22 protein-coding genes are annotated in these 20,385 nt (G+C 41.0%); 1 reads left to right on the top strand and 21 read right to left on the bottom strand.

Annotated elements, in window-relative coordinates; translation table 11 throughout:
* Positions 1–9: 9 nt before the first annotated feature.
* The 15 genes from PGLA_RS06540 to PGLA_RS06470 all read right to left on the bottom strand — a co-directional run bounded on the left by PGLA_RS06540 (position 10) and on the right by PGLA_RS06470 (position 14,695).
* Entirely contained in the window at positions 10–1,320 is a 1,311-nt protein-coding gene (locus PGLA_RS06540; RefSeq protein ID WP_068530519.1) for an amidohydrolase, read from the bottom strand.
* Positions 1,286–1,960 carry a redox-sensing transcriptional repressor Rex gene (locus tag PGLA_RS06535; protein WP_068530516.1) on the bottom strand — a complete coding sequence of 225 codons (675 nt, stop codon included), beginning with the start codon at positions 1,958–1,960 and terminating at the stop codon, positions 1,286–1,288. The genes PGLA_RS06540 and PGLA_RS06535 overlap by 35 nt, the downstream gene beginning before the upstream one ends.
* A gap of 37 nt (positions 1,961–1,997) precedes the next feature.
* Positions 1,998–4,859 (bottom strand): ATP-dependent DNA helicase DinG, encoded by a 2,862-nt coding sequence (dinG, locus tag PGLA_RS06530; RefSeq protein ID WP_068531329.1) that lies wholly within the window; start codon positions 4,857–4,859, stop codon positions 1,998–2,000.
* Positions 4,860–4,991: 132 nt separating this feature from the next.
* Positions 4,992–5,621: a tetratricopeptide repeat protein gene (locus PGLA_RS06525; protein WP_068530513.1), complete on the bottom strand. Its 630-nt coding sequence runs from the start codon at positions 5,619–5,621 to the stop codon at positions 4,992–4,994.
* Positions 5,622–5,749: 128 nt separating this feature from the next.
* Entirely contained in the window at positions 5,750–6,133 is a 384-nt protein-coding gene (panD, locus tag PGLA_RS06520; RefSeq protein WP_068530510.1) for an aspartate 1-decarboxylase, read from the bottom strand.
* A complete protein-coding gene (gene panC / locus PGLA_RS06515) occupies positions 6,126–7,022 on the bottom strand; it encodes a pantoate--beta-alanine ligase (RefSeq protein WP_068530507.1) in 897 nt (298 codons plus the stop codon). The genes panD and panC overlap by 8 nt, the downstream gene beginning before the upstream one ends.
* Positions 7,019–7,891 carry a 3-methyl-2-oxobutanoate hydroxymethyltransferase gene (panB, locus tag PGLA_RS06510; RefSeq protein WP_068530504.1) on the bottom strand — a complete coding sequence of 291 codons (873 nt, stop codon included), beginning with the start codon at positions 7,889–7,891 and terminating at the stop codon, positions 7,019–7,021. The genes panC and panB overlap by 4 nt, the downstream gene beginning before the upstream one ends.
* A gap of 324 nt (positions 7,892–8,215) precedes the next feature.
* Positions 8,216–9,190: a biotin--[acetyl-CoA-carboxylase] ligase gene (locus PGLA_RS06505; protein WP_145939495.1), complete on the bottom strand. Its 975-nt coding sequence runs from the start codon at positions 9,188–9,190 to the stop codon at positions 8,216–8,218.
* Positions 9,180–10,463 carry a CCA tRNA nucleotidyltransferase gene (locus PGLA_RS06500; protein WP_245699738.1) on the bottom strand — a complete coding sequence of 428 codons (1,284 nt, stop codon included), beginning with the start codon at positions 10,461–10,463 and terminating at the stop codon, positions 9,180–9,182. The genes PGLA_RS06505 and PGLA_RS06500 overlap by 11 nt, the downstream gene beginning before the upstream one ends.
* Positions 10,464–10,537: 74 nt before the next feature.
* Positions 10,538–11,716: an N-acetyl-alpha-D-glucosaminyl L-malate synthase BshA gene (gene bshA / locus PGLA_RS06495; protein WP_068530497.1), complete on the bottom strand. Its 1,179-nt coding sequence runs from the start codon at positions 11,714–11,716 to the stop codon at positions 10,538–10,540.
* Between the two features lie 104 nt (positions 11,717–11,820).
* Positions 11,821–12,513, bottom strand: coding sequence for a bacillithiol biosynthesis deacetylase BshB1 (bshB1, locus tag PGLA_RS06490; RefSeq protein ID WP_068530494.1), 693 nt, complete (start codon positions 12,511–12,513; stop codon positions 11,821–11,823).
* Positions 12,510–12,932, bottom strand: coding sequence for a methylglyoxal synthase (locus tag PGLA_RS06485; protein WP_068530491.1), 423 nt, complete (start codon positions 12,930–12,932; stop codon positions 12,510–12,512). The genes bshB1 and PGLA_RS06485 overlap by 4 nt, the downstream gene beginning before the upstream one ends.
* An 18-nt stretch (positions 12,933–12,950) precedes the next feature.
* Complete coding sequence (gene dapB, locus PGLA_RS06480) at positions 12,951–13,754, bottom strand: 4-hydroxy-tetrahydrodipicolinate reductase (protein WP_068530489.1); 804 nt, start codon at positions 13,752–13,754, stop codon at positions 12,951–12,953.
* 20 nt (positions 13,755–13,774) lie between these two features.
* Positions 13,775–14,314, bottom strand: a complete 540-nt coding sequence (locus PGLA_RS06475; protein WP_068530485.1) for a tetratricopeptide repeat protein — start codon at positions 14,312–14,314, stop codon at positions 13,775–13,777.
* A gap of 51 nt (positions 14,315–14,365) precedes the next feature.
* Complete coding sequence (locus PGLA_RS06470) at positions 14,366–14,695, bottom strand: nucleotide pyrophosphohydrolase (protein ID WP_068530482.1); 330 nt, start codon at positions 14,693–14,695, stop codon at positions 14,366–14,368.
* A gap of 185 nt (positions 14,696–14,880) precedes the next feature.
* Here PGLA_RS06470 and PGLA_RS06465 point away from each other — a divergent pair, with 185 nt between their 5' ends.
* On the top strand, positions 14,881–15,750 hold the full coding sequence (locus tag PGLA_RS06465) for a YitT family protein (protein ID WP_068530480.1): 870 nt from the start codon (positions 14,881–14,883) through the stop codon (positions 15,748–15,750).
* A 58-nt stretch (positions 15,751–15,808) separates the two neighbouring features.
* Here the strand turns inward: PGLA_RS06465 and PGLA_RS06460 are convergent, their stop codons facing one another.
* From PGLA_RS06460 to PGLA_RS06435, 6 genes are all read right to left on the bottom strand, one after another.
* Positions 15,809–16,657: a sporulation protein YpjB gene (locus PGLA_RS06460; protein ID WP_068530476.1), complete on the bottom strand. Its 849-nt coding sequence runs from the start codon at positions 16,655–16,657 to the stop codon at positions 15,809–15,811.
* An 89-nt stretch (positions 16,658–16,746) separates the two neighbouring features.
* Positions 16,747–17,385: a DUF1405 domain-containing protein gene (locus PGLA_RS06455; protein WP_068531326.1), complete on the bottom strand. Its 639-nt coding sequence runs from the start codon at positions 17,383–17,385 to the stop codon at positions 16,747–16,749.
* A 195-nt stretch (positions 17,386–17,580) separates the two neighbouring features.
* Entirely contained in the window at positions 17,581–18,453 is an 873-nt protein-coding gene (locus PGLA_RS06450) for a menaquinol-cytochrome c reductase cytochrome b/c subunit (protein ID WP_068530473.1), read from the bottom strand.
* Between the two features lie 18 nt (positions 18,454–18,471).
* Entirely contained in the window at positions 18,472–19,143 is a 672-nt protein-coding gene (gene qcrB, locus PGLA_RS06445; RefSeq protein ID WP_068530469.1) for a menaquinol-cytochrome c reductase cytochrome b subunit, read from the bottom strand.
* Positions 19,144–19,159: 16 nt separating this feature from the next.
* A complete protein-coding gene (locus PGLA_RS06440) occupies positions 19,160–19,705 on the bottom strand; it encodes a Rieske (2Fe-2S) protein (RefSeq protein ID WP_068530465.1) in 546 nt (181 codons plus the stop codon).
* A 167-nt stretch (positions 19,706–19,872) separates the two neighbouring features.
* On the bottom strand, positions 19,873–20,319 hold the full coding sequence (locus PGLA_RS06435) for a DUF2487 family protein (RefSeq protein ID WP_068530461.1): 447 nt from the start codon (positions 20,317–20,319) through the stop codon (positions 19,873–19,875).
* Positions 20,320–20,385 lie beyond the last annotated feature (66 nt).

Below are 20,385 nucleotides of genomic sequence, written 5' to 3'. Positions count from 1 at the left end.
CCTATACTCTTACCGATTTAGTAAGCCCTCGAAAGCCGATTGAGCTTCACGGCGAATTCGTTCTTCGTCTAATGTGAGACAAGCTCCGTTCTTGACTACTTGCTTGCCATCGACCCATACATGCTCTACGTCTTTAGCACTAGCAGAGTAGATTGAATGCGAGATGAAGTCCGTATGAGGTAAGAAATGTGCCTGATCGGTATTTAGTGCAATGAAATCAGCCTTCATTCCCGGTGCCAATCTTCCTACGTTGTCTAGAAACAATGATTTAGCGCCATATGTTGTGCCCATCCGAAGTGCAACAGCCGCAGGTATAGCTGTCGGATCACCCGAAATCCCTTTGTGAATCAGTGCTGCAAGTCTCATCTCTTCAAACATATCAAGATTATTATTACTAGCTGCACTATCTGTTCCAAGCGATACCGTTACTCCAGCTTTCAGAAGATCTGTTACACGCGCTATACCGCTCGCAAGTTTCAAGTTACTTCCCGGATTGTGAGATACGCCGACATCATGAGTCGCTAATATTTCAATCTCTTCATCGGTCAAGTGCACACCGTGCGCAACAATCGATGGACGAGTGAACATGCCAAGCTTCTCTAAATGTTGCGTAGGACGAAGACCATAGTCAGCCACATTCTGTGCCACTTCACTCAGCGTCTCTGACATGTGTGTATGCATGGGAAGGTCTAGATCGTGAGCCGCCTGTACAAATTTCTCGAAAAAGGCTGGAGGGCATGTATAAGGAGCGTGAGGAGACATCATCGTCGTAATCCGTCCATCGGCCTGTCCGTTCCAGTCTTTAGCGAAGTTAATTGCTTCATTAAGTTTATGTTGTTGCATCTCTTCAGAACAAAAACCGATTACGCCCCTTGTGAGAACAGCACGAATACCCGATTCTTGAACGACTTTAGCGACTTGATCCATGTGATCATACATATCTAGAAAAGTCGTTGTTCCGCCTTTTAGCATTTCTAAGGCAGATAATGACGCTCCCCAATAGACATCTTCAGAAGTAAATTTCTCTTCCATAGGCCACATCTTTTCCTGCAACCATACTTGAAGAGCTAAATCATCCCCGTAGCCTCTTAACAATGACATTCCTGCATGTCCATGTGTATTGACAAGACCCGGTAAGAACAATAGATGGCTCCCATCCACTACTGGAATATCATCAGAGCATTCAGGTTTCTCTTCACCAATATATGTTATAAGATCATCTTCGACAAGCATATATCCCTTTAATACGGCTTGTTCATTATTCAGAACAACAAACGTACCATTCTTAATAATCCAATTCCCCGATTGGTTGTTTATCATCTTCCAAATCTTCCTTTCCATTATCCAAATAATAAGCAAGGCTAATCATATCTGTTGTGAAATCAGCAGCGTGCACGCGAATATTCGCTGGTGTTTTCAATACAATCGGAGCAAAATTCAAAATAGCCCCAATGCCCGCTTCTATGAGTTTATCTGCAACTTGTTGCGCTTCTTGTTCAGGAACAGTAATAATACCGATCCGTATGTTCTGTTCTTTAATGGTATCAGAAAGTTCATCCATAGGTTGAACCTTTAAAGAATTAATGAGCGTTCCCACCTTAGGAAGGTAAGCATCAAATACTGCAACTATCTTTAAATTCTCTTTCAAATACGTATTATAATTTGATAACGCTTGACCTAGATTACCTGCACCAACTAGAACAACATTAATTTGTTGATCAAGATTGAGGATATGACGAATCTTTTCTATGAGATAAGCCACATCGTACCCGATGCCTTTGCGTCCGAAATCACCAAAATAAGCAAGATCTTTGCGAATTTGTGCAGGGTTCAAATCAAGCTTTTGACCTAGTTCCTGAGAAGAAACTGTATTCACTTCTCGTCGCTGCAGCCCCGAAAGATACCGCAAATAAATGGGTAATCTCCGGACGACAGCTTCTGAAATTTTCTCGGATTTCATTCTTGCTCCCCCTAATAATTAGCTATAACATCCGCTTTTAGGATTTATCACCTTCATGTAACCACTCTGAGATCCTTGGAACCATTTGATTGGTCGGCATATGCTCCATCTTCGGACCAGGAAGTGAATAAAGGAAATGTTTACCATAGTATGATTCTATCACACGTGTGTCATAAACAATAACAATTCCTCTGTCACTTGCTGTTCGTACCAATCGACCAAATCCCTGTTTGAACCGAATCACTGCCTGCGGTACAGACAGTTTCATGAATGGATTTTTCTTTTGCTGCTTAAGAAGTTCACTCTTTGCTTCCACAAGTGGATGGTTCGGTGGTTGAAAAGGTAAGCGAACAATCGCTAAGCAAGTCAATGCTTCACCCGGGATATCTATCCCTTCCCAAAAACTACTTGTTCCTAGCAATACCGAGGCGCTACTATCTTGGAACCGACGAATCAGCTTACTTCGACTCCCACTATCTACACCCTGTCCTAATATCGTTATATCACTAGAGGATAAGGCATTACGTAGTGGTTCATACACTTGACGAAGCATACGATAAGATGTGAACAACACTAACATTCGACCTTGTGTAACGATAGCCGTGTCAGCCAATGACTTCACAAGTGTCTCTACGAAGAGTGCATCACCAATACTCCCTTTAACACTTGGAAAATCACGTGGAATAACAAGTAAAGCTTGATCACGGTAACGGAAAGGAGATGGAAGTTGAACCGTCATTAATCGACCGTTATCCGATGATTCCTGAAGTCCCAGATTTTCAATCATATACTGGAAAGATTTCTCGACAGATAATGTAGCCGAAGTTAAAATAATGCTCTTCTTTTTATCGAAGAATATTTCTTTCAGTAGCTTGCTCACATCTACAGGAACAGCATACATCTGTAAAGATTTACTACGGAAGTGACCATTTGCCTCCATCCAGTATACATTGCCTATATCGCTTAGCGCCATGAACATGTGAAGATCTTCACGTTCATTTGATAAGTCTTTAATTAGACCGCTTATATCTGTAATCAGGCTGTCTGAGCTGAAATCATCTAGATTTTCTTTAATGTCGTTTAACATTTTCTCTGATTTACGAATCACTTCACCTAAACTCACGTAAATCTGATTCTCTATCGCAACTAATACATCCCAATCCTTCGGTTTCTTTGTAGGTTGCAAGCGAAGAACGAATTGCCCTGTATCCCCAGGAGCCGCATCACTTCGCTCAGGAAGAAGAGCAAATAGCATATCATTTAGTCTGTCCCAATGTTCCTTCACGTCAACCAATTCACCACATAATTTGTCAATTACAATCGCCCAATCGGAAGCTTTCTCATCACTGGAAGAACGCAATTGATTTATTAGTGCCGGGAATTGACCATTACGATTATCTTTGTAAAGTCGTGTAAGGGTATGCACCACGGTGAAGTACTTCATATGAAGTCCCAAATGTTTACCGGCAACTTCCTCCAAGTGATGCGCTTCATCAATAACTAAGTGTTCGTAAGCTGGTAATAGTTGGTGTCCCGCTTTTACATCCGTAAATAGCTTCGAGTGATTAGTAATCACCACGTCCGCAATTCCCGCTTCATGCTTCGCACGATGATAATAACATTTACGAAACCATGGACAGGCACGTCCAAGGCAAGAATCCGAGTCGCTTGAAACTGTTTCCCAGAAATCACCACCACGTCCACCCAGATTCAGTTCTTCATCATCGCCTGTCTCCGTCTGCGCTAACCAAACAATCATTTGTGCAGCTAAGATCACATCTTCTTTAGGATTGACGAAGTCTCTTTTGTTTATTTTATGTTCAAATTTTCTCAAACACAAATAATGCTGTCTTCCCTTAAAAATTGCAGCTTTAAATAGGAAAGGAACGACCTGAGTCAGTAATGGAATATCACGTTCTCGTAACTGTTCCTGAAGATTAATCGTATGTGTACTTACCATCACTTTTGACTCACGTTTCACACTCTGATAAATAGCAGGAATTAAGTATCCCAATGATTTCCCAGTACCTGTTCCCGCTTCAATAAGAAGATGTTTGTCATTCTCAAGTGCATTCATGACCTCACCGAACATCATGCTCTGTGATTCACGCGCCTCATATTGTGGCATAATTGCACGAAGCCGTTCTTCGATCTCTGCAAGGAATTGCGGGAAATCCATGGATTTAAGAGGGTTATCATCTGCATCATTACGCGGTGTCGAGATGTCCGACCAATCTTCAACAGCCAAAGCTAATTGACGATAAAAGTTGTGACTCTCAAGGTCTTGCGCAGGCTCTTTTTCCTTCTCTCTACATAAACCATCGAAATACCAAGCCAAATCACTATCCTCTTCAGCAAATAGCTCACTAAGCCTTTGGAGCGTAATTAGCGGTAACCCAATCAATTCATCAAGACATTTCAATAGAACATGTGCTGTTGCCAATGCATCGCTATCGGCTTGATGTGGTCGATCGTGCACAATACCAAATTGTGTAGATACTTGACCTAATTGATATGTGGTTAACGATGGGAAACATATTTTCAAGAAATCTATGGTATCCAGTATCCGTCCGCTGTATGGTAAATAACCGCACCGATCAAGTGCATTCTGCAAAAAATTAAAGTCAAAAGAAACATTATGACCTACCAATACAACATCATCCAGCATAGGAACTAACTCCATCATCATTTCTTCTAAGGAAGGAGCGTTCTCAACATCACTGTTCGTGATCCCCGTTAAATTCGATATAAAAGGTGGGATTGGAATCCCTGGATTAACATATGACCCATAAACTCGGGATATCGATTGATCTTCTTCAATAATGGCAAGTCCAACTTGAATTATTTCATCGGCGGACTGGTTGCCTGTCGTTTCAAAGTCCAGTACAGCAAATTTCATATTAAGTATTCCCTTCAATCCAGTCTCTCCAATAGCATAACAGAAGATCAGAATTTATTCATTAAGCGTAAGGAAAAGACGATACTCGTTGCTTTCGCAGGAACGGGCATCGCCTTTATTTGAGTCATCATGCTAGATCAATGAAATAAGCTGACTGCCATACTGGAGTTGACCGCGGTTTTGGTTGCATACTTGCAGATTAATAAGTGGGTCAGGAAGCGTTGGATCATTTTGCAATGACAAAGTAAAGTATTCCTGAGCTTTACCCGTGTCCGCAAGTTTAGCCTGAATACAGCCTAATGCATTATAGATCATGGCTTTCAGCTTCTTATGCTCTGCCAAAGGAAGAATCCATTGGAAATGTTCTAAAGCTTCCGACGTTTCCTCCAAATGGAGGTGAGCCATCGCAATATACATTCGTGCAAGTAAGCTGTCAGGATAATCATAAACGATTTGGGAAAATTGCTGTATGGATTGACGGTACATCAGCAACTTAAAGTACCCCTGGCCTCTGACAAATGACTCCATTCCCATTTCAGGTGTATCACCTAAAGGAAACATAGGGGGTAACACCGTATGTTCTCGGAAAGAACTCATCTTATCTTCAAACGATAGCCATTCTTCAATAATCCCATCACTCATGGCCTTAAGCATGTTCCATCTCTGAATCAGAATCTGCTTCTGTGTCTCTTGCGCAGTTGGGTAATGCTTGACAATTTCCTCTAACATGTGGTTCATTTCAGCGAATACATGTTGAAACATGGCCTGCATCCCACCCTTAACAATAATGAAATCAGTGCGGTCTACCTGACTTCATTTTTTGTTGAAGTGCCCCTTTTCATGCGCCATCCCATACATTACATATTATGATGATTTCCTTGAACTATTGATTAGCGAATCGTCGCATGAACTTCTTTATCCATAAATTCGACGGGTTGATTCTTCTCATCTACAAATACGACTGTAGGCTTGTGAGAACTGAGCTCTTCTTGCGAAATGACCGCATAAGAAATAATAATGACAACATCGCCAGGTTGAACTAAGCGAGCTGCTGCTCCATTAAGACAAATAACGCCACTTCCACGTGGGCCAGGAATCACATAAGTTTCTAGCCGAGCCCCATTATAATTATTAACGATTTGAACCTTTTCGTTCTCAAGTAAATCGGAAGCCTCCATAAGATTCTCATCTATGGTGATACTGCCCACATAATTTAAGTTCGCTTCTGTAACCGTTGCACGGTGAATTTTGGATTTCATGATATGTCTAAACAAGAGATACCGCCTCCTTTGGCGTGATTAACATATTATCTATAAGTCGTGTTTTGCCAAATTTAACAGCCACGGCCATAATTAATTTTCCTGTAATATCATGAAGTAGGACATCATCGTTTATACGATCTAATTCTGGAAATGTCAATACTTCAACATAATCAATGACAGCTATCGGAGAGCTATTAATCAAAGCTATCAGCATCTTTCGAATCTCAGACACGTTCACAGACTCCCCAGAATCGAAGGTCCCCTTTACTTCAAGAAGAGAACGGGAGAGCACCAAAGCCTGTTTACGTTCTTCTGAGCTAAGATACACATTCCGTGAACTGAGCGCTAGGCCATCTGCTTCTCTTACAATAGGACAAGGTACAATCTCAACATTCATATTTAAATCGTGCACCATCTGTTGAAGCACAGCGATTTGCTGTGCATCTTTCAAGCCGAAATAGGCTTGATCAGGTTGTACGATGTTAATCAGCTTACTTACAACCGTAGTCACACCGTCAAAGTGTCCAGGACGTGATGCTCCACACAGCAATTGAGTGACTTCACTAACCATAATTTTGGTCAACGTTTGTGTAGGATACATTTCTTCCACTGTGGGTATAAATACAATATCCACACCTTGTCGCTCAGCCAAAGCTAGATCTTGTTCTTCATGACGTGGGTATGTCTCATAATCTTCCCCAGGTCCAAATTGAATTGGATTTACAAATATGCTGAGGACCACCAAGTCACTTAAATCGTGGGCACGACTCATCAGGCTCGCATGACCTTCGTGTAGAAAACCCATGGTAGGAACAAATCCTACTTTACCATTGCCCGTACTTGTTACTCTATATTGCTTCACTTCTTGTCGGAGTTCAACAATATTGCGAATGATCTTCATGATTTCTCCACCTTTGCTGTACCATTCCCATAAAGAGAATCGAGTACATGATCATCGGCTACAAACACATGATTCTCAGCCGGAAATGAGCGGTCCTTCACTTCTTTAACATAATTCTCTAATCCTTCACGGATTAACGAACCTACATCGCCGTAAGTTTTGACAAATCGTTTATTTATATAAGGTGATGCATATTGAAAAATATCATGGAATACAAGCACTTGTCCGTCACAATAACGTCCAGCTCCAATACCAATCGTCGGAATAGATAATTCCTTCGAGATCGCTTCAGCCACCTGCTCCGTTACTAACTCCAACACAATTCCAAAGGCACCTGCTGCTTCTAATGCTTTTGCTTCTTCCATTAATCGTTGAGCATCTGCAGTATCTTTACCCTGAATCCGATATCCACCCATTTGGTTCACGGATTGAGGTGTTAGACCAATATGTCCAAGTACAGGGACACCCGATTTAACGACAGCTTCTACTGCAGCGCATATTTCCTTGCCGCCCTCCATCTTAACTGCTTGTGCATGTCCTTCCTGCATAAGCCTTCTCACACCTCGTAAGGTTTCATCTATGTTACCGTGATACGTCATAAAAGGCATATCAGCTACGATGAAAGTATGATCTGCCCCTCTAGCAACCGCACGAGTATGATAGACCATATCATCCAATGTAACTGGAATTGTAGAGTTAAATCCAAGCACCACGTTACCAAGGGAATCTCCCACAAGAATGAGATCCACGCCAGCTTCCTCGGCTAATTTGGCCGTAGGGTAATCGTAGGCAGTAACCATGCTTAATGGCGTACCTTCCGCCTTCATTTTTTTCATTTTCACGATGTTTAGTGCTGATTTCTTAGTCATGTTGTTTGTGCCCCTTTCTTTTTTGAAGAACAATTCGGTATTCACCGTTGTTGTGTTAGAGATATAGCATTTTATATTTAACACAACAAAAAAACCTTTTAGCAATTTCCACTAAAAAGGTCCGATAGTCAAAAAAGAGTCACTTTCGATCGTCCCTTCTGTCTCGGTCCTTTCGGCTCAGAGCAGAATCCAACGCACTCACTATATTATTCATGTAGTAAGTGTAGTCCGTCATTAAAAGTTCAACCTAACAGATCAAGTGCAGTCCGATTCAAGATCGATGCCGCCTCAGATACATTATAGCAAATCAGATTATATATTTCATCATTTAAGTTTGACATCTCCAGAGATAACTGGCACGATATCGCCCATTCCCATATCTACTAGTAGCGCTCCACTTGGATCTAATCCAACAGCAATGCCTTCTTTGAGCCCTTCAGGTGTATGACATACAACCTCTTGATTAATCGTAACCGACAGTGCCTCCCACAGTGATGCGATAGGAAGGAAACCTTCCTGATTATATAGTTGGTACATCGTTTCGAACTCATCTAGAACAGCTGCAATCAATACGGTACGATCCACTGAACTTCCACTCACTATCTTTAAGGAAGTAGCAATATCTCGTAACTCTTCGGGGTATTCTTCCAAATCTACATTTACACTAATCCCTATTCCAGCAATACAATATCGAACAACTTTGTCCTCTATCGTTGATTCAAGCAAAATACCACATATTTTGCGATGATCCAGCAGAATATCATTTGGCCATTTGATACCAGCTTGTAGACCTGTCGTCTTTCTAATAGCTCTGCAGACAGCCACACCTGTAAGAAGAGTGAGTTGCGATGTATATTCAAGTGATTGCTGCGGTCGAAGAATTAGACTCATCCAGATTCCTTTTCCGTATGGAGAAAACCACTTTCGGCCTAATCTTCCTTTGCCACTCGTCTGTTCTTCGGCGATGATAACGCTACCTTCAGGTGCACCTAATTCTGCTCTCTGTCTAGCTTCCTCCTGCGTAGAGACTGTACTCTTGATGATCTCAAGATTGGAACCCATCACGACAGTGTTTAGTGCATTTGTCAAAGTTAACTTGTCCAATGTATCAGGCTTCATGAGAATACGATAACCTTTGTTAGGCACTGCCTCAAATTCATATCCTAGCGTTCTTAGCTTATTGATCTGCTTCCATACCGCCGTGCGGCTGATCGAAAGTCTCCGACTCATTTCTTCACCCGATACAAACCCATTGGGATTCTCAAGTAAAATATTCAGCAATGTTTCCTCAGCCATGATTCATGTTCACCCGCTTTATTTCCTCAATTAAACCATTTTTATCGTTATCTACAATACCTGCTGCCACAGATAACAGTAAGTGTTGTAGCAAATCTCCAAGCCAAGAACCAGCTGGAATGTTATTAACCTTCATCACTTCTCTACCTGTAATCCCCAAATCTTTAAGTTGATAAATATTCATTTGTTGTTCCCATGTTGAAAATAAATCCAACCATTCTATAGGGAAGGACTGTCTATGTTCTGGAAGAGTTCTTTGTAACTTAAGCCAATTCAGTGCCGTTGATCTCCCACTATCCAGCACCAATCTTATCCAGGATAAGCGTCTTTCTTCTTGAGCAATCCCAATATCTTGAATTTGAATACGCTTCTTTACCTGTTCATCCAAGCGCAGAATACTGCAAATCTCATCTTTATCCTGATTGCTAAATGTCCATTTCCGCAACTGTTGACCCGCTTCTTCGGAAGTAAATCTACCTGCGTAAAGAAGTACAGCCCACCTCAGACAGATTGGTTCAAGAGATACTTTATTTATCCCCATAACGATATCCCGATCGAACCGCGTACTTAATACGGGAATTTTTGCGAAATCCAATAGCTGACTACGACTTAGCAACTCAAGTCCTCTAAGTGGATTATTTCCACTTATAACCTTTTCCAACTCAACTCGAATTCTTTCCAACGCTATGTATTCCAAGTTAGCACGCTGAGACAATAGTCCCTTCCAAGTATCCTTCGCGATCGAATACCCAAATACGGATGCAAAACGTACACAACGAACCATGCGCAGAGCATCCTCGTTAAACCGTTCAAGAGGATTCCCTACGCATCGAATGATCTTTTTAGCCGTATCTTGTTGACCGCCAAAAGGATCTATATATGTACCGTCCACAGCTCTGGCAATAGCATTCATCGTGAAATCTCGCCGCTTAAGATCCTCTGTAATTTCTTTAACAAAGGTAACCTCATCGGGTCGTCGATGATTCTCGTATGTACTCTCTACGCGATAGGTGGTGACTTCAAAAGCGTGCCCTTGTAACATAACCGTTATGGTTCCATGCTGAATTCCTGTTGGAATCGTATGCTGGAACAAACCTATCATTTCTTCCGGGAGAGCGGATGTCGTCATATCCATATCATGGACGGGACGACCGATCAATTCATCTCGAACACAACCTCCGACCCAATAGGCTTCGAATCCTTGTCCCAATAACGTTCTCAGTAGCTTTTCACTTTGCTCGGCCATTCCATCTTCCGCATAATTCCATTTCACCACTTCCAACGCCCCCACACTATAGAACAACAGCCTTACTTACTCGTATCTGCCCTCAGGAAATTTTACGAGATAGCCTATCTACATAGCTTATCCAAATGATCGAAACTCGGTACTTCTCTCCCGAGAACACGGTAATAAATTTCCTCATACTGTTTCGTAATCAACTCATCGCAGAAATTCTCACGTGCACGCTTAAGCGATGCATTTATGAATTTTTCAGACAAAGCAGGGTCACTTAACAGACGAATCGTATAATCCGCCATCTGATCAACAGCTCCAATCGGTGCGAGGAACCCTGTTTCACCATGAATAACAAGTTCTGGAATCCCACCAGCTTCAGAACCTACCGTAGGTACTCCACAGGCCATCGCTTCCAACGCAACCAGACCGAAACTTTCCTTCTCAGAAGGAAGTAGTAATACATCTGCTAGTGATATCACCTGTGCAATCTCATCTTGTTTACCGAGAAAGTGAACTTTATCACCGAGTCCTAATTCATTAATTTTGCATTGAATTTTGGGCAATTCTGGTCCTTCTCCAACGAATAATAATTTAGAAGGAACCATTTTATTCACTTTTGCAAAAATATCCACAACATCCGACACTCGTTTGACTGGACGAAAATTAGAAATATGCATCAGTATTTTCTCATCCGGATTCGCAAAGTCTTCACGTAGCGTAGAAGTATCGCGAGGATAATACACTCGTTTATCCACGAAATTGTATGTCAAATCAATATCTCGGCTAATATCCAAAACATCTCTAGTTTCCTTAATTAGGTCATTTGATACCGCTGTTACAGCATCACTTTCATTTATAGCTAACCGAATAAGATCCTTAAGCGATTCATCCTGTGCTAAGACAGTTATATCTGTCCCATGGAGAGTTGTGACTACTTTCAACTTCTCTCCTACCATTTGTTTGGCAAGAAATGCACAAACCGCATGAGGAACAGCATAATGTACATGGAGAATATCAAGATTCTGCATTTTAGCAACTTGTGCCATCTTGGTAGCTAATGATAAATCATAAGGAGGATAACGAAATACATAATAATCGCTGACTTCGACTTCGTGATAGAATATATTTTTTTGAAACGTCGTACCTAACCGAAATGGAATGCTATGCGTAATGAAGTGTACTTGATGACCCTTTTCAGCCAATATCTTACCAAGTTCTGTCGCCACTACACCTGAACCACCAAGAGATGGATAACATGTAATTCCTATTTTTAATGATTGACCTTGCTCCATAACGACCGCCCCCTTTCCTTTTCACACTCACTTACCTATATTATGCATGGTAGGAGACGAATATATATAAATGAACTGCTTGAATGGTTAAGTTAATAATGACTTTAAAAGCGCTCGACTAAGAATGGGCTCTTGGTTGCAAAGCCTTCAGCAAATGGTACCAACCTGCGTTGACCCACCAATCTGTCTCTTGATTTCACCCGTTCAATATATCCTTGGTTGAGAGGTGTAACTACCGTTTCTGTAGCAGACTTTTCGAATTGTGAGCGATAGCACAAAAGAGCCTTCTCCTTGATGTCATATTGCTTCGAAACATCCACAATAAGATCCGCTTTACCTAAGTCGTTAATGAAATAGAAATACAATTGGTCCACATTCACATAAGGACGCTCCGGCATATACCGCCGAAGTTTTGCATTAAACACTGCCTCTTCTACTAGCTTACTACAAGCGACATGGTCTGGATGTCTATCCTCCCAATAGGGAGCGAATATCATTCGAGGCGCATACTTACGAATTTCTTCTGTTACGGCCTTCACGTTGTCTGGAGTCATGTATAACCCCCGGTCTGGAAGTCCCAGATTACTCCGTGAAGCCAATTTCAAGACTTTACCCGCTTCTTCAGCTTCCAACTTGCGAGTCTCCACTGTACCATTGGAGGACATCTCCGCAAAAGTCAGATCACAAATTCCTACACGATAACCAGCTTCAACATGTTTGTAAATCGTACCTGCCATCCCAATCTCTGCGTCATCTGCATGTGCACCGAACACGAGGATATCAAGTTGTTGTGTCATAGCTCTTCACTAATCGGCTTGTACTTATGTACGAGGTCACGCCATGCGAAATCACCGCGGTCTAATGCCTTGACGAGAATTTCCGCTGTTGCAATATTTGTTGCAAGCGGTATGCCCTGAACATCACAAAGACGCAGAAGCGCATTAATATCCGGTTCATGTGGTTGTGCCATAAGGGGATCTCTTAAGAATATAATTAGATCCATTTCATTTTCTGCAACCATTGCACCAATTTGTTGATCGCCACCAAGTGGACCAGACATAAATCGATGAATTTTCAAACTCGTGTTTTCCATGATTCTTAGTCCCGTGGTACCCGTAGAGAACATTTCGTGGCCTTCAAACACAGGTTCATAGGCAATAACGAAATTAACCATTTCTTCTTTTTTACGATCATGTGCTATAAATGCAATTTTCATCGTTTTTATCACTCCTAGTTATTCAATGAATTGATCAAATCCGTATACTAGTCCGGTGTACTCCATCACTTTTTGAATGCCCACTTTTACACCTGGCATATATGCAGCACGTTCATATGAATCATGGCGAATTTTAAGTGTTTGACCGTATCCACCGAAGATCACTTCTTGTTGAGCAAAGACACCAGGAAGTCGAACACTATGAATTCGGAATCCATTATAGTAGCCCCCGCGTGCGCCTTCAATCGTTTCTTCTTCATTCGGATTACCTTGGCGAAGCTCCTCACGATTCTCAACAATCATCTCTGCTGTTTTGATAGCCGTTCCCGAAGGTGCATCTAACTTTTGGTCACCGTGAGTCTCAATAATCTCAACATGAGGAAAGTACTTGCTAGCTTGTGCAGCAAATTTCATCATTAAGATAGCCCCTATCGAGAAATTCGGAGCGATCAATCCACCGATCTCTTTCTCAATACAAAGCTTGTCCAGTTCCTTGATTTGTTCCGGTGTAAACCCTGTCGTTCCAATCACTGGACGTACCCCATGTTTAATCGCCAATAATGTATTTGCATACGCAGATTGTGGCGTAGTGAAATCAACCATAACATCAGGTTTATGTTCTACAAAAGCAAGTTCAATATCTTCAGTAATTATAACTCCACTTGCTGGTAGTCCCACAAGGATACCAGCATCTATACCACCCGCAGAACGATCTAATGCTGTAGCTAATTCGAGTTCTTGATCCTCAAGCACCAACTTCACTACTTCTCTTCCCATCCGTCCGCCAGCACCTACAACTGCAACTCTAATTGGATTTGACATTTTCCCATCTCCTCATCTTCTTACTCAATTAATGTATCGTTTATATACTTTCTAAATCTCTTTTTTAATTGTTCTAACAATTTATCGAGTCCCTGTTCCTCCGGCATTAAATAAAGTCCTTCTTTTAACGTCGAGATCGCTGCCGCATGTTCATTCAACTCACTATAGGTTAGAGCTAACCATACATACGCTTCACCATTCAGCGGATCCAGTTCTATGGCTTCTTTTAACAGAAACACCACCCGATAAAGATTCACAACAGAAGTACTGTTCATCTGATCCATTTGCTTCTTCGACTCGTGAACAAGTTGCATAGCTTTAAGATGCTGTAAATAATATTGATAGATCACCTTCCCAGGCGCAAGTTCAAGTGCTTTTTCAGCATGCTCAATTCCTTTATCAATCCTGTTATTCCGAGCATAGGTAATTGAACATTTATAATGAATCTCAGCGTTGTCTGGGTTTATTGCAAGGGCTTCTTCAAAAAGACGAATGGCTTCCATGAAGTCATTTTGTAAAATACAATGATATGCCTGTTGGACAAAGTCTTCCGATTTCATATGCTGTTCACACCTTCAAAATTGGTTTTACTACAGCATATGTCAAGATCACTAATCGGTGTTTTTTGGGGTCCAACGGTTAGCATCACGCGTATTAAATTTATGCATGACAGAATCATGCGCCTTACTTAGATCAATACCTAGGGAATTCGCAAAACACATTGTTATGAAAAGGATATCTCCCAGCTCAAGCTCAATCGAATTATCTTCTTCACTTGGCTTCTTAGGTTTTTCACCAAATTGATGGTTCACTTCACGCGCTAATTCGCCAACTTCTTCCGACATTCGCGCTAACATGGATAATGGACTGAAATATCCCTCTTGAAATTGTGATATATAGAGGTCCACTTCTCGTTGCATTTCCGCCAATGATTTCTCCATATTCAAACCAATCCCCTTTAGTGAAATACTTGTTTCTTCATTGGATTTTCTCGATATTCATTTTACTCCAAATGTCATATTAAAGCTATTTTGAAACAAATATTTTTAATAGGGATCCTAAATAGGTATACTATTAATGACAAATAAATCAAAGTATTTCCTAAATATGAAAAAGTGAGGCGTCCATGAAATCAACTAAACTTATTTCACAACTTAAAATGATCATCCCCATCATTGCAGGTACCGCCGTTTACGCGTTTGGACTTCTCTATTTCATTATACCTAACCAATTAATGGAGGGGGGAATCACAGGGGTTACGATCTTACTTAATTACGCGTTCCAGATTCCTCCTTCATTATCAACACTCCTTCTAAATATCCCACTCTTTATATTAGGGTGGATCGTATTAGGAAAGAAACAGATGATCTATTCTGGCGTCGGTATCTTATCTTTGACTTTTTTTCTATGGTTTTTCGAGATATTAATTCGGAGAGGTTTTATATCTCCCTTTGAGACCCAATACGATTACATTCTAGCCGCTCTTTATGCGGGAGTAACACTTGGAGCTGGTCTTGGAATTGTATTCCGCTTCGGGGGCACTACGGGAGGATCAGACATCGTCGCAAGAATATGTAACCGTAAATTCGGTTGGAGCATGGGTCAAGTTATTCTAGCATTGGATATTATGATTATCGGTGCATCCCTGTTCTTTATTCCTAAAGAGAAAATATTGTATACCTTCGTTACCGTATTTATCGCTTCTAAGGTTATTGATTTCATTCAAGAAGGGGCCTACGCCGCCAAAGCATTTACGATTATTAGTGACCAAGCGCCGGAGATCGCAGATTTGATTACGAAAGAAATGGATCGAGGCGTAACCTTAATTCCAGCTATTGGAGCCTATTCTAAGCAAGCCAAATATATGGTCTACTGCGTCATCTCAAGACAAGAAATTCGACGTTTAAGTCTTATTGTAAAGTCAATTGATCCCAAGGCTTTTGTGATCATTAGCGATGTACGGGATGTACATGGAGAAGGGTTTAGGGAGGAATAATATAAAAAAAAGGTCGCTTCAACAGCATCCGTAACTCATGCCGTGAAGCGACCCTTTTTTATAGTTTAGGTGGTGGAAGAGTCTTCATACTGCGCTCTTCTCCACGATATTTGCGAAACCCAACATAGGATAAGATAGTGACTATAAACAACGCCCCAATCCAGATCCCCTTCTGCGATGTGTTAAATTGAATTTGTGGCGCAAACGCAGGTTCATCCTTCTTCTTACCAAACAACGTGTTAAATTGCTCTTCTCCTTGCGAAATCATACTCTGTATCGCGTCCGACTTCGATGAAGTCGATGTAGTTATACCTCCAGCGTATGAAATCCATGAATCCATCATATTCACTTCAAAAGGTTTCTTTTGAATAACAATGGCAGGACGAATTAATTCATAATGGGTTTGAAGGCTGTCATAGGCTTGTTTCAAACCCTCTTTATTATTCAAATTCAGTTGACTCTGCATCGTGCTCAAATCCTCACGCACCACTTTATAATACTGATGCCATAAGGGTTGGGTTCTATTATTCAGACTATCTGCGGCTAACCGTAGTTTCGCTGTCGCTTGTAACCACAACTCAGGTTGAAGTAAGGCTTGAGACGTCGCTACTTTCACTTCTACAATACACTCTGCGAGAGCGTGAATGCCCTCTACTTCCGTTAGTCCCTGGAACGATGACGATGTAAATAATCTTTCAATCTGTACTGTTTCTTCGCGAACCTTCGTTATATTTCCAGCTACAACATCACGATATAACGTCTCTACAGCCTTACTCAGCTGTTCAGCCTGCTTAGTAGGCAGTGTTGACGATTCATCCGCCCAGATCACATGATAATCAGGAATAAAGACGATGATGAAGAACACAAGCATCGATAATATCGGATGAGATATAGATTTACAAGACATGGGACATCCCTCCTACCGTAAATGTATGGTAAGAGGGATGTATATAGAACAAACAGGCTCATATTCGATTATTCACTTTAGCAATTCACCTAAGCTCTACGAGCATCTCGTCTAGCAAATCTTAATGTTATCCAAGATACAACAACACTAAATATCGTAAGTAGAATCGTGAAATTCTGGACTGCCGATAAATTATCACCTAACACACTTGGAAGCCATGGATAGATCCCATATGAATAATCGATAAAATCATTCAATAGTGTCCACGCAGCAGCTCCGATCAACACACTCGTATTGAACCCGAAGAAGCGCACATACAACAGTGCCTCAACAACCATAGCTGTGTGAGAAACAACTAACATCCAATCTTGCCATTGGAGTATGTCACCCTGATATTGACCCGCAAAGATCATACTACTAGCCCATAACCCATACTTCACTGATGTGACCACGGCTAACGCTTCAAATAAATAACGTATTTGATTCCCCCACATAGAACGAGGCTTGTACAATAAACATCCTATCCCTATCGTAAAGAACAAGCTTGCCGTTGGACTATCTGGTACAAATACAATTAACCATGAAGCATAATTTTCTAACGTGTATTCCATTTGATTGCCATACCATATGTATCCGTACACCGTTCCAATTAAATTACAAATAAACAAGAGCCATAGAAATTTACGATTACACAGAAAAGAGCGGCTCCACAAATAAGAAATCGACACCATTTGTTCCTCCTTAAGCAGTAAGTTAAGCGCATCATTGATCATATCATTCAGGTAGAACTGGCTGGGTTATCCTCTTTCAAGGTGGTATCCGCCTCTGTAGAAATAAAAGGAATAGAGTATCTAGTGAAACTTATATTTTCAAAAAAAACCTGATCGTTTAACCCGATCAGGTTTCCATCTAACTATATCCTACTATTCTGCTTTTTGTTTCGCAAGCCACTCGGCAAGATGATCTACATCTTGATCTGTTAGACCTGCTGCAATAGCATTATCGTATTGCGGCCCCATCTTACCATTATATCCTTCTTTAATGATCGTTAGGATAGCATCTTTGTCATGCACATCTCCGATACCACGTAATGACGGTCCAGCTGCACCCTTCATATCCGCAGCATGACAGGTAATACAACCTGCTAATTTGTAAGATTCCATAGCTACATCTTCTTTTTCTACAATCGCAACCTCTTTCGTTACAACTGCATTCGAAGTCGGAAGACCCTTAGCACGTTTCTCTTCCGCTTCTTCATGACGTTGGATATGCTCAGGCTTCTGACCAGATTTCTCCATTTCACTAGTGTAATGGGTCCATGCACCATTAGTCAGATATACAATCGCCATAATCGAAAGGATCATAAGTGAAGATGTAATAGGTCTACGATAGAAACGTCTTTCTTTACCTGTATCTAGGAAAGGAGCGAGTAATAGTGCACTAAAGGCAACCCCCGTGACACCAATAACTCCTAGGACCACATAATCTCCCGAAGCATAAGGTAATTTCAAATATTCATAAAGAAATAAGAAATACCAGTCAGGCATCGGAATAATCGTTGCACTTGGATTTGCTGGAAAACCCAAAGGAGCAGGTTCAGCAATCGTTAGCACTAAAAATCCTACTAGAAACACAACCCCAACCATCCATTCTTTCAACAAAAAGTTAGGGATGAACGCTTCTGATTTACCAGGATAAGCCGTGTAATCAGGTGGCACAACAAAACCTTTAGCCTTCTTAACACGTGAATCACCAACATAGACAATTTTTTCTTCCGAATTTTTCCCGTGCGCCATTAAAATACCTCCCTTCTATTATAGTGGACCGGAAATCCCTTGTCTGCGGATCATGATGAAATGTCCAACCAACAGAGTTAACAGTACAGCCGGGAGGAAAAATACATGTAAGGCAAAGAACCGTGTTAACGTCTGTGCGCCAACAATTGTACCGCCTTGCATCAATTCTTTCAAAACAGGCCCTAAGTATGGAACAGAGTTTGCAATTTCCATCGTAACTTTCGTTGCAAAATATGCCTTGTTATCCCATGGAAGTAAATAACCTGTTAATCCCAAACCAAGCATTACGAAGAATATGAGCATACCTACAACCCAGTTCATTTCACGAGGGGCTTTGTAGGAGCCTGTAAAGAAAACACGCATCGTATGTAGGAACATCATGACAATAACTAAACTCGCACCCCAATGGTGCATACCACGTACGATTTGACCAAATGCAACCTGTGTCTGTAAATACTCAACACTGTTGTATGCATTAATGATATCCGGCACATAATACATCGTCAGGAACATACCTGACAAAATCTGAATGACCGTAATGAAAAATGTCAATCCACCGAAGCAGTAAACAAATGCAGAGAAATGATGAGCCGGGTTTACGTGTTCCGGAACTTCATGATCAGCAACGTCTCTCCATATCGGCGTGACATCGAGACGTTCGTCAATCCAGTTATAGATATTCTTAAACATCCGAAATTTTCGCCTCCTATTTCACTTCCGTATTTGGCTCAGTAGCCCCTAAATATACCCAACCATTCTCAATCTTAACCTTATACGTATCGAGTGGTTTAGGAGAGACCGCCAAATTCTTACCTACGTTGGTATACCTAGCTCCGTGGCAAGGACAGTGGTACTCATCTGGGAAATTACTATTGTTATTCCATCCCACTGTACATCCCAAATGCTTACAGATCGGAGACAACGCATAAATGTTACCTGTTTCATCCTTACGAATCCATGCGATTAAGTTAGCTGTACTAGGATACCAGCCATCTTGTTGCTTAAGTTCAAAGGAGAATTCTTGTGGTTCATTGGTAATCTTGCTTACTTCCGCTACTTTTACATAATCACCATCAGTTTTCTTATGCAAAATCGGATCAGCTGCAAAACGTATCATTGGCAAGATTGCACCAGCGGCCATATATGCAGTTGCTCCTCCCAAAGTATACGTTAGAAATTGTCGACGGGACATTTCTTTACGACTATTGGGTTGGTGCTCTTCTTCATGATGATCATTTCGGTTGTTTTCCATGTCTTCAACCCCCTTTTTCAACCCATTCACACTTCATTTTCAATGATATTAATCACACAAATTACCAGGACATATTAATAATATATTAGCCTCTTAAGACCGTCAAGAAATATACACATTTTCATATCGACTAGAAAGATTCACATAAAACAATTGTTGGTTTTTTGTCACATTTGATGTAAGCGGTTAATCTTCCAAAGGCTCTCAACCTTGTTTTGAATGATAGATGATAACACACTCTGATCGTTCTCGTATAATGGAGCTAGTTGTTTCTGTGACAATATTAAATCACAGCTTAAACATTCCGATTCATCTATAATTGTATCCGCTGTCATAATAATAACATACTTGAATCCACTATCTTTAACTTTGTGACATATTTCATTCAATAATTTGGAAATATCTTCATTTCCATAATGAAAAGCTGGGTACGTCACGACCCTACCTTTATAACGTGTTTCAACTAAATCCATAAAATCACGTAATCTTTCTAATGCAGTCGTTGCTTCCACGGGAGATTCATCGCCACTCAAACCTGTGAATGGAATTATACAGGTATCTAAATAGGGTTGTAACTCCGGCCAAGACTCTCGAGATATCTCACTGAACTTCACATTCGTCATCCTCTCTATTTCTACATAACATTCAATTTAAACTAAAAAAGAAGAAATGCATAGATG

This window comes from Paenibacillus glacialis (assembly GCF_001637205.1).
Taxonomy (GTDB): domain Bacteria; phylum Bacillota; class Bacilli; order Paenibacillales; family Paenibacillaceae; genus Paenibacillus_AQ; species Paenibacillus_AQ glacialis.
Note: the sequence above shows the minus strand (reverse complement) of the source record. Positions and strands in the feature narration are given on the sequence as shown.

Coding starts and splice junctions, on each gene's coding strand:
- bshB1 (WP_068530494.1), bottom strand. CDS start 12,513: ATGACACAACAACTTGATATCCTCGTGTTCGGTGCACATGCAGATGAC.
- panC (WP_068530507.1), bottom strand. CDS start 7,022: ATGAAGATCATTCGCAATATTGTTGAACTCCGACAAGAAGTGAAGCAA.
- PGLA_RS06460 (WP_068530476.1), bottom strand. CDS start 16,657: ATGTCTTGTAAATCTATATCTCATCCGATATTATCGATGCTTGTGTTC.
- PGLA_RS06525 (WP_068530513.1), bottom strand. CDS start 5,621: ATGTTTCAACATGTATTCGCTGAAATGAACCACATGTTAGAGGAAATT.
- PGLA_RS06470 (WP_068530482.1), bottom strand. CDS start 14,695: ATGGAGAAATCATTGGCGGAAATGCAACGAGAAGTGGACCTCTATATA.
- PGLA_RS06465 (WP_068530480.1), top strand. CDS start 14,881: ATGAAATCAACTAAACTTATTTCACAACTTAAAATGATCATCCCCATC.
- PGLA_RS06475 (WP_068530485.1), bottom strand. CDS start 14,314: ATGAAATCGGAAGACTTTGTCCAACAGGCATATCATTGTATTTTACAA.
- panB (WP_068530504.1), bottom strand. CDS start 7,891: ATGACTAAGAAATCAGCACTAAACATCGTGAAAATGAAAAAAATGAAG.
- dinG (WP_068531329.1), bottom strand. CDS start 4,859: ATGAAATTTGCTGTACTGGACTTTGAAACGACAGGCAACCAGTCCGCC.
- bshA (WP_068530497.1), bottom strand. CDS start 11,716: ATGGAGCAAGGTCAATCATTAAAAATAGGAATTACATGTTATCCATCT.
- PGLA_RS06440 (WP_068530465.1), bottom strand. CDS start 19,705: ATGGAAAACAACCGAAATGATCATCATGAAGAAGAGCACCAACCCAAT.
- PGLA_RS06535 (WP_068530516.1), bottom strand. CDS start 1,960: ATGAAATCCGAGAAAATTTCAGAAGCTGTCGTCCGGAGATTACCCATT.
- dapB (WP_068530489.1), bottom strand. CDS start 13,754: ATGTCAAATCCAATTAGAGTTGCAGTTGTAGGTGCTGGCGGACGGATG.
- PGLA_RS06540 (WP_068530519.1), bottom strand. CDS start 1,320: ATGATAAACAACCAATCGGGGAATTGGATTATTAAGAATGGTACGTTT.
- qcrB (WP_068530469.1), bottom strand. CDS start 19,143: ATGTTTAAGAATATCTATAACTGGATTGACGAACGTCTCGATGTCACG.
- PGLA_RS06450 (WP_068530473.1), bottom strand. CDS start 18,453: ATGGCGCACGGGAAAAATTCGGAAGAAAAAATTGTCTATGTTGGTGAT.
- PGLA_RS06485 (WP_068530491.1), bottom strand. CDS start 12,932: ATGAAAATTGCATTTATAGCACATGATCGTAAAAAAGAAGAAATGGTT.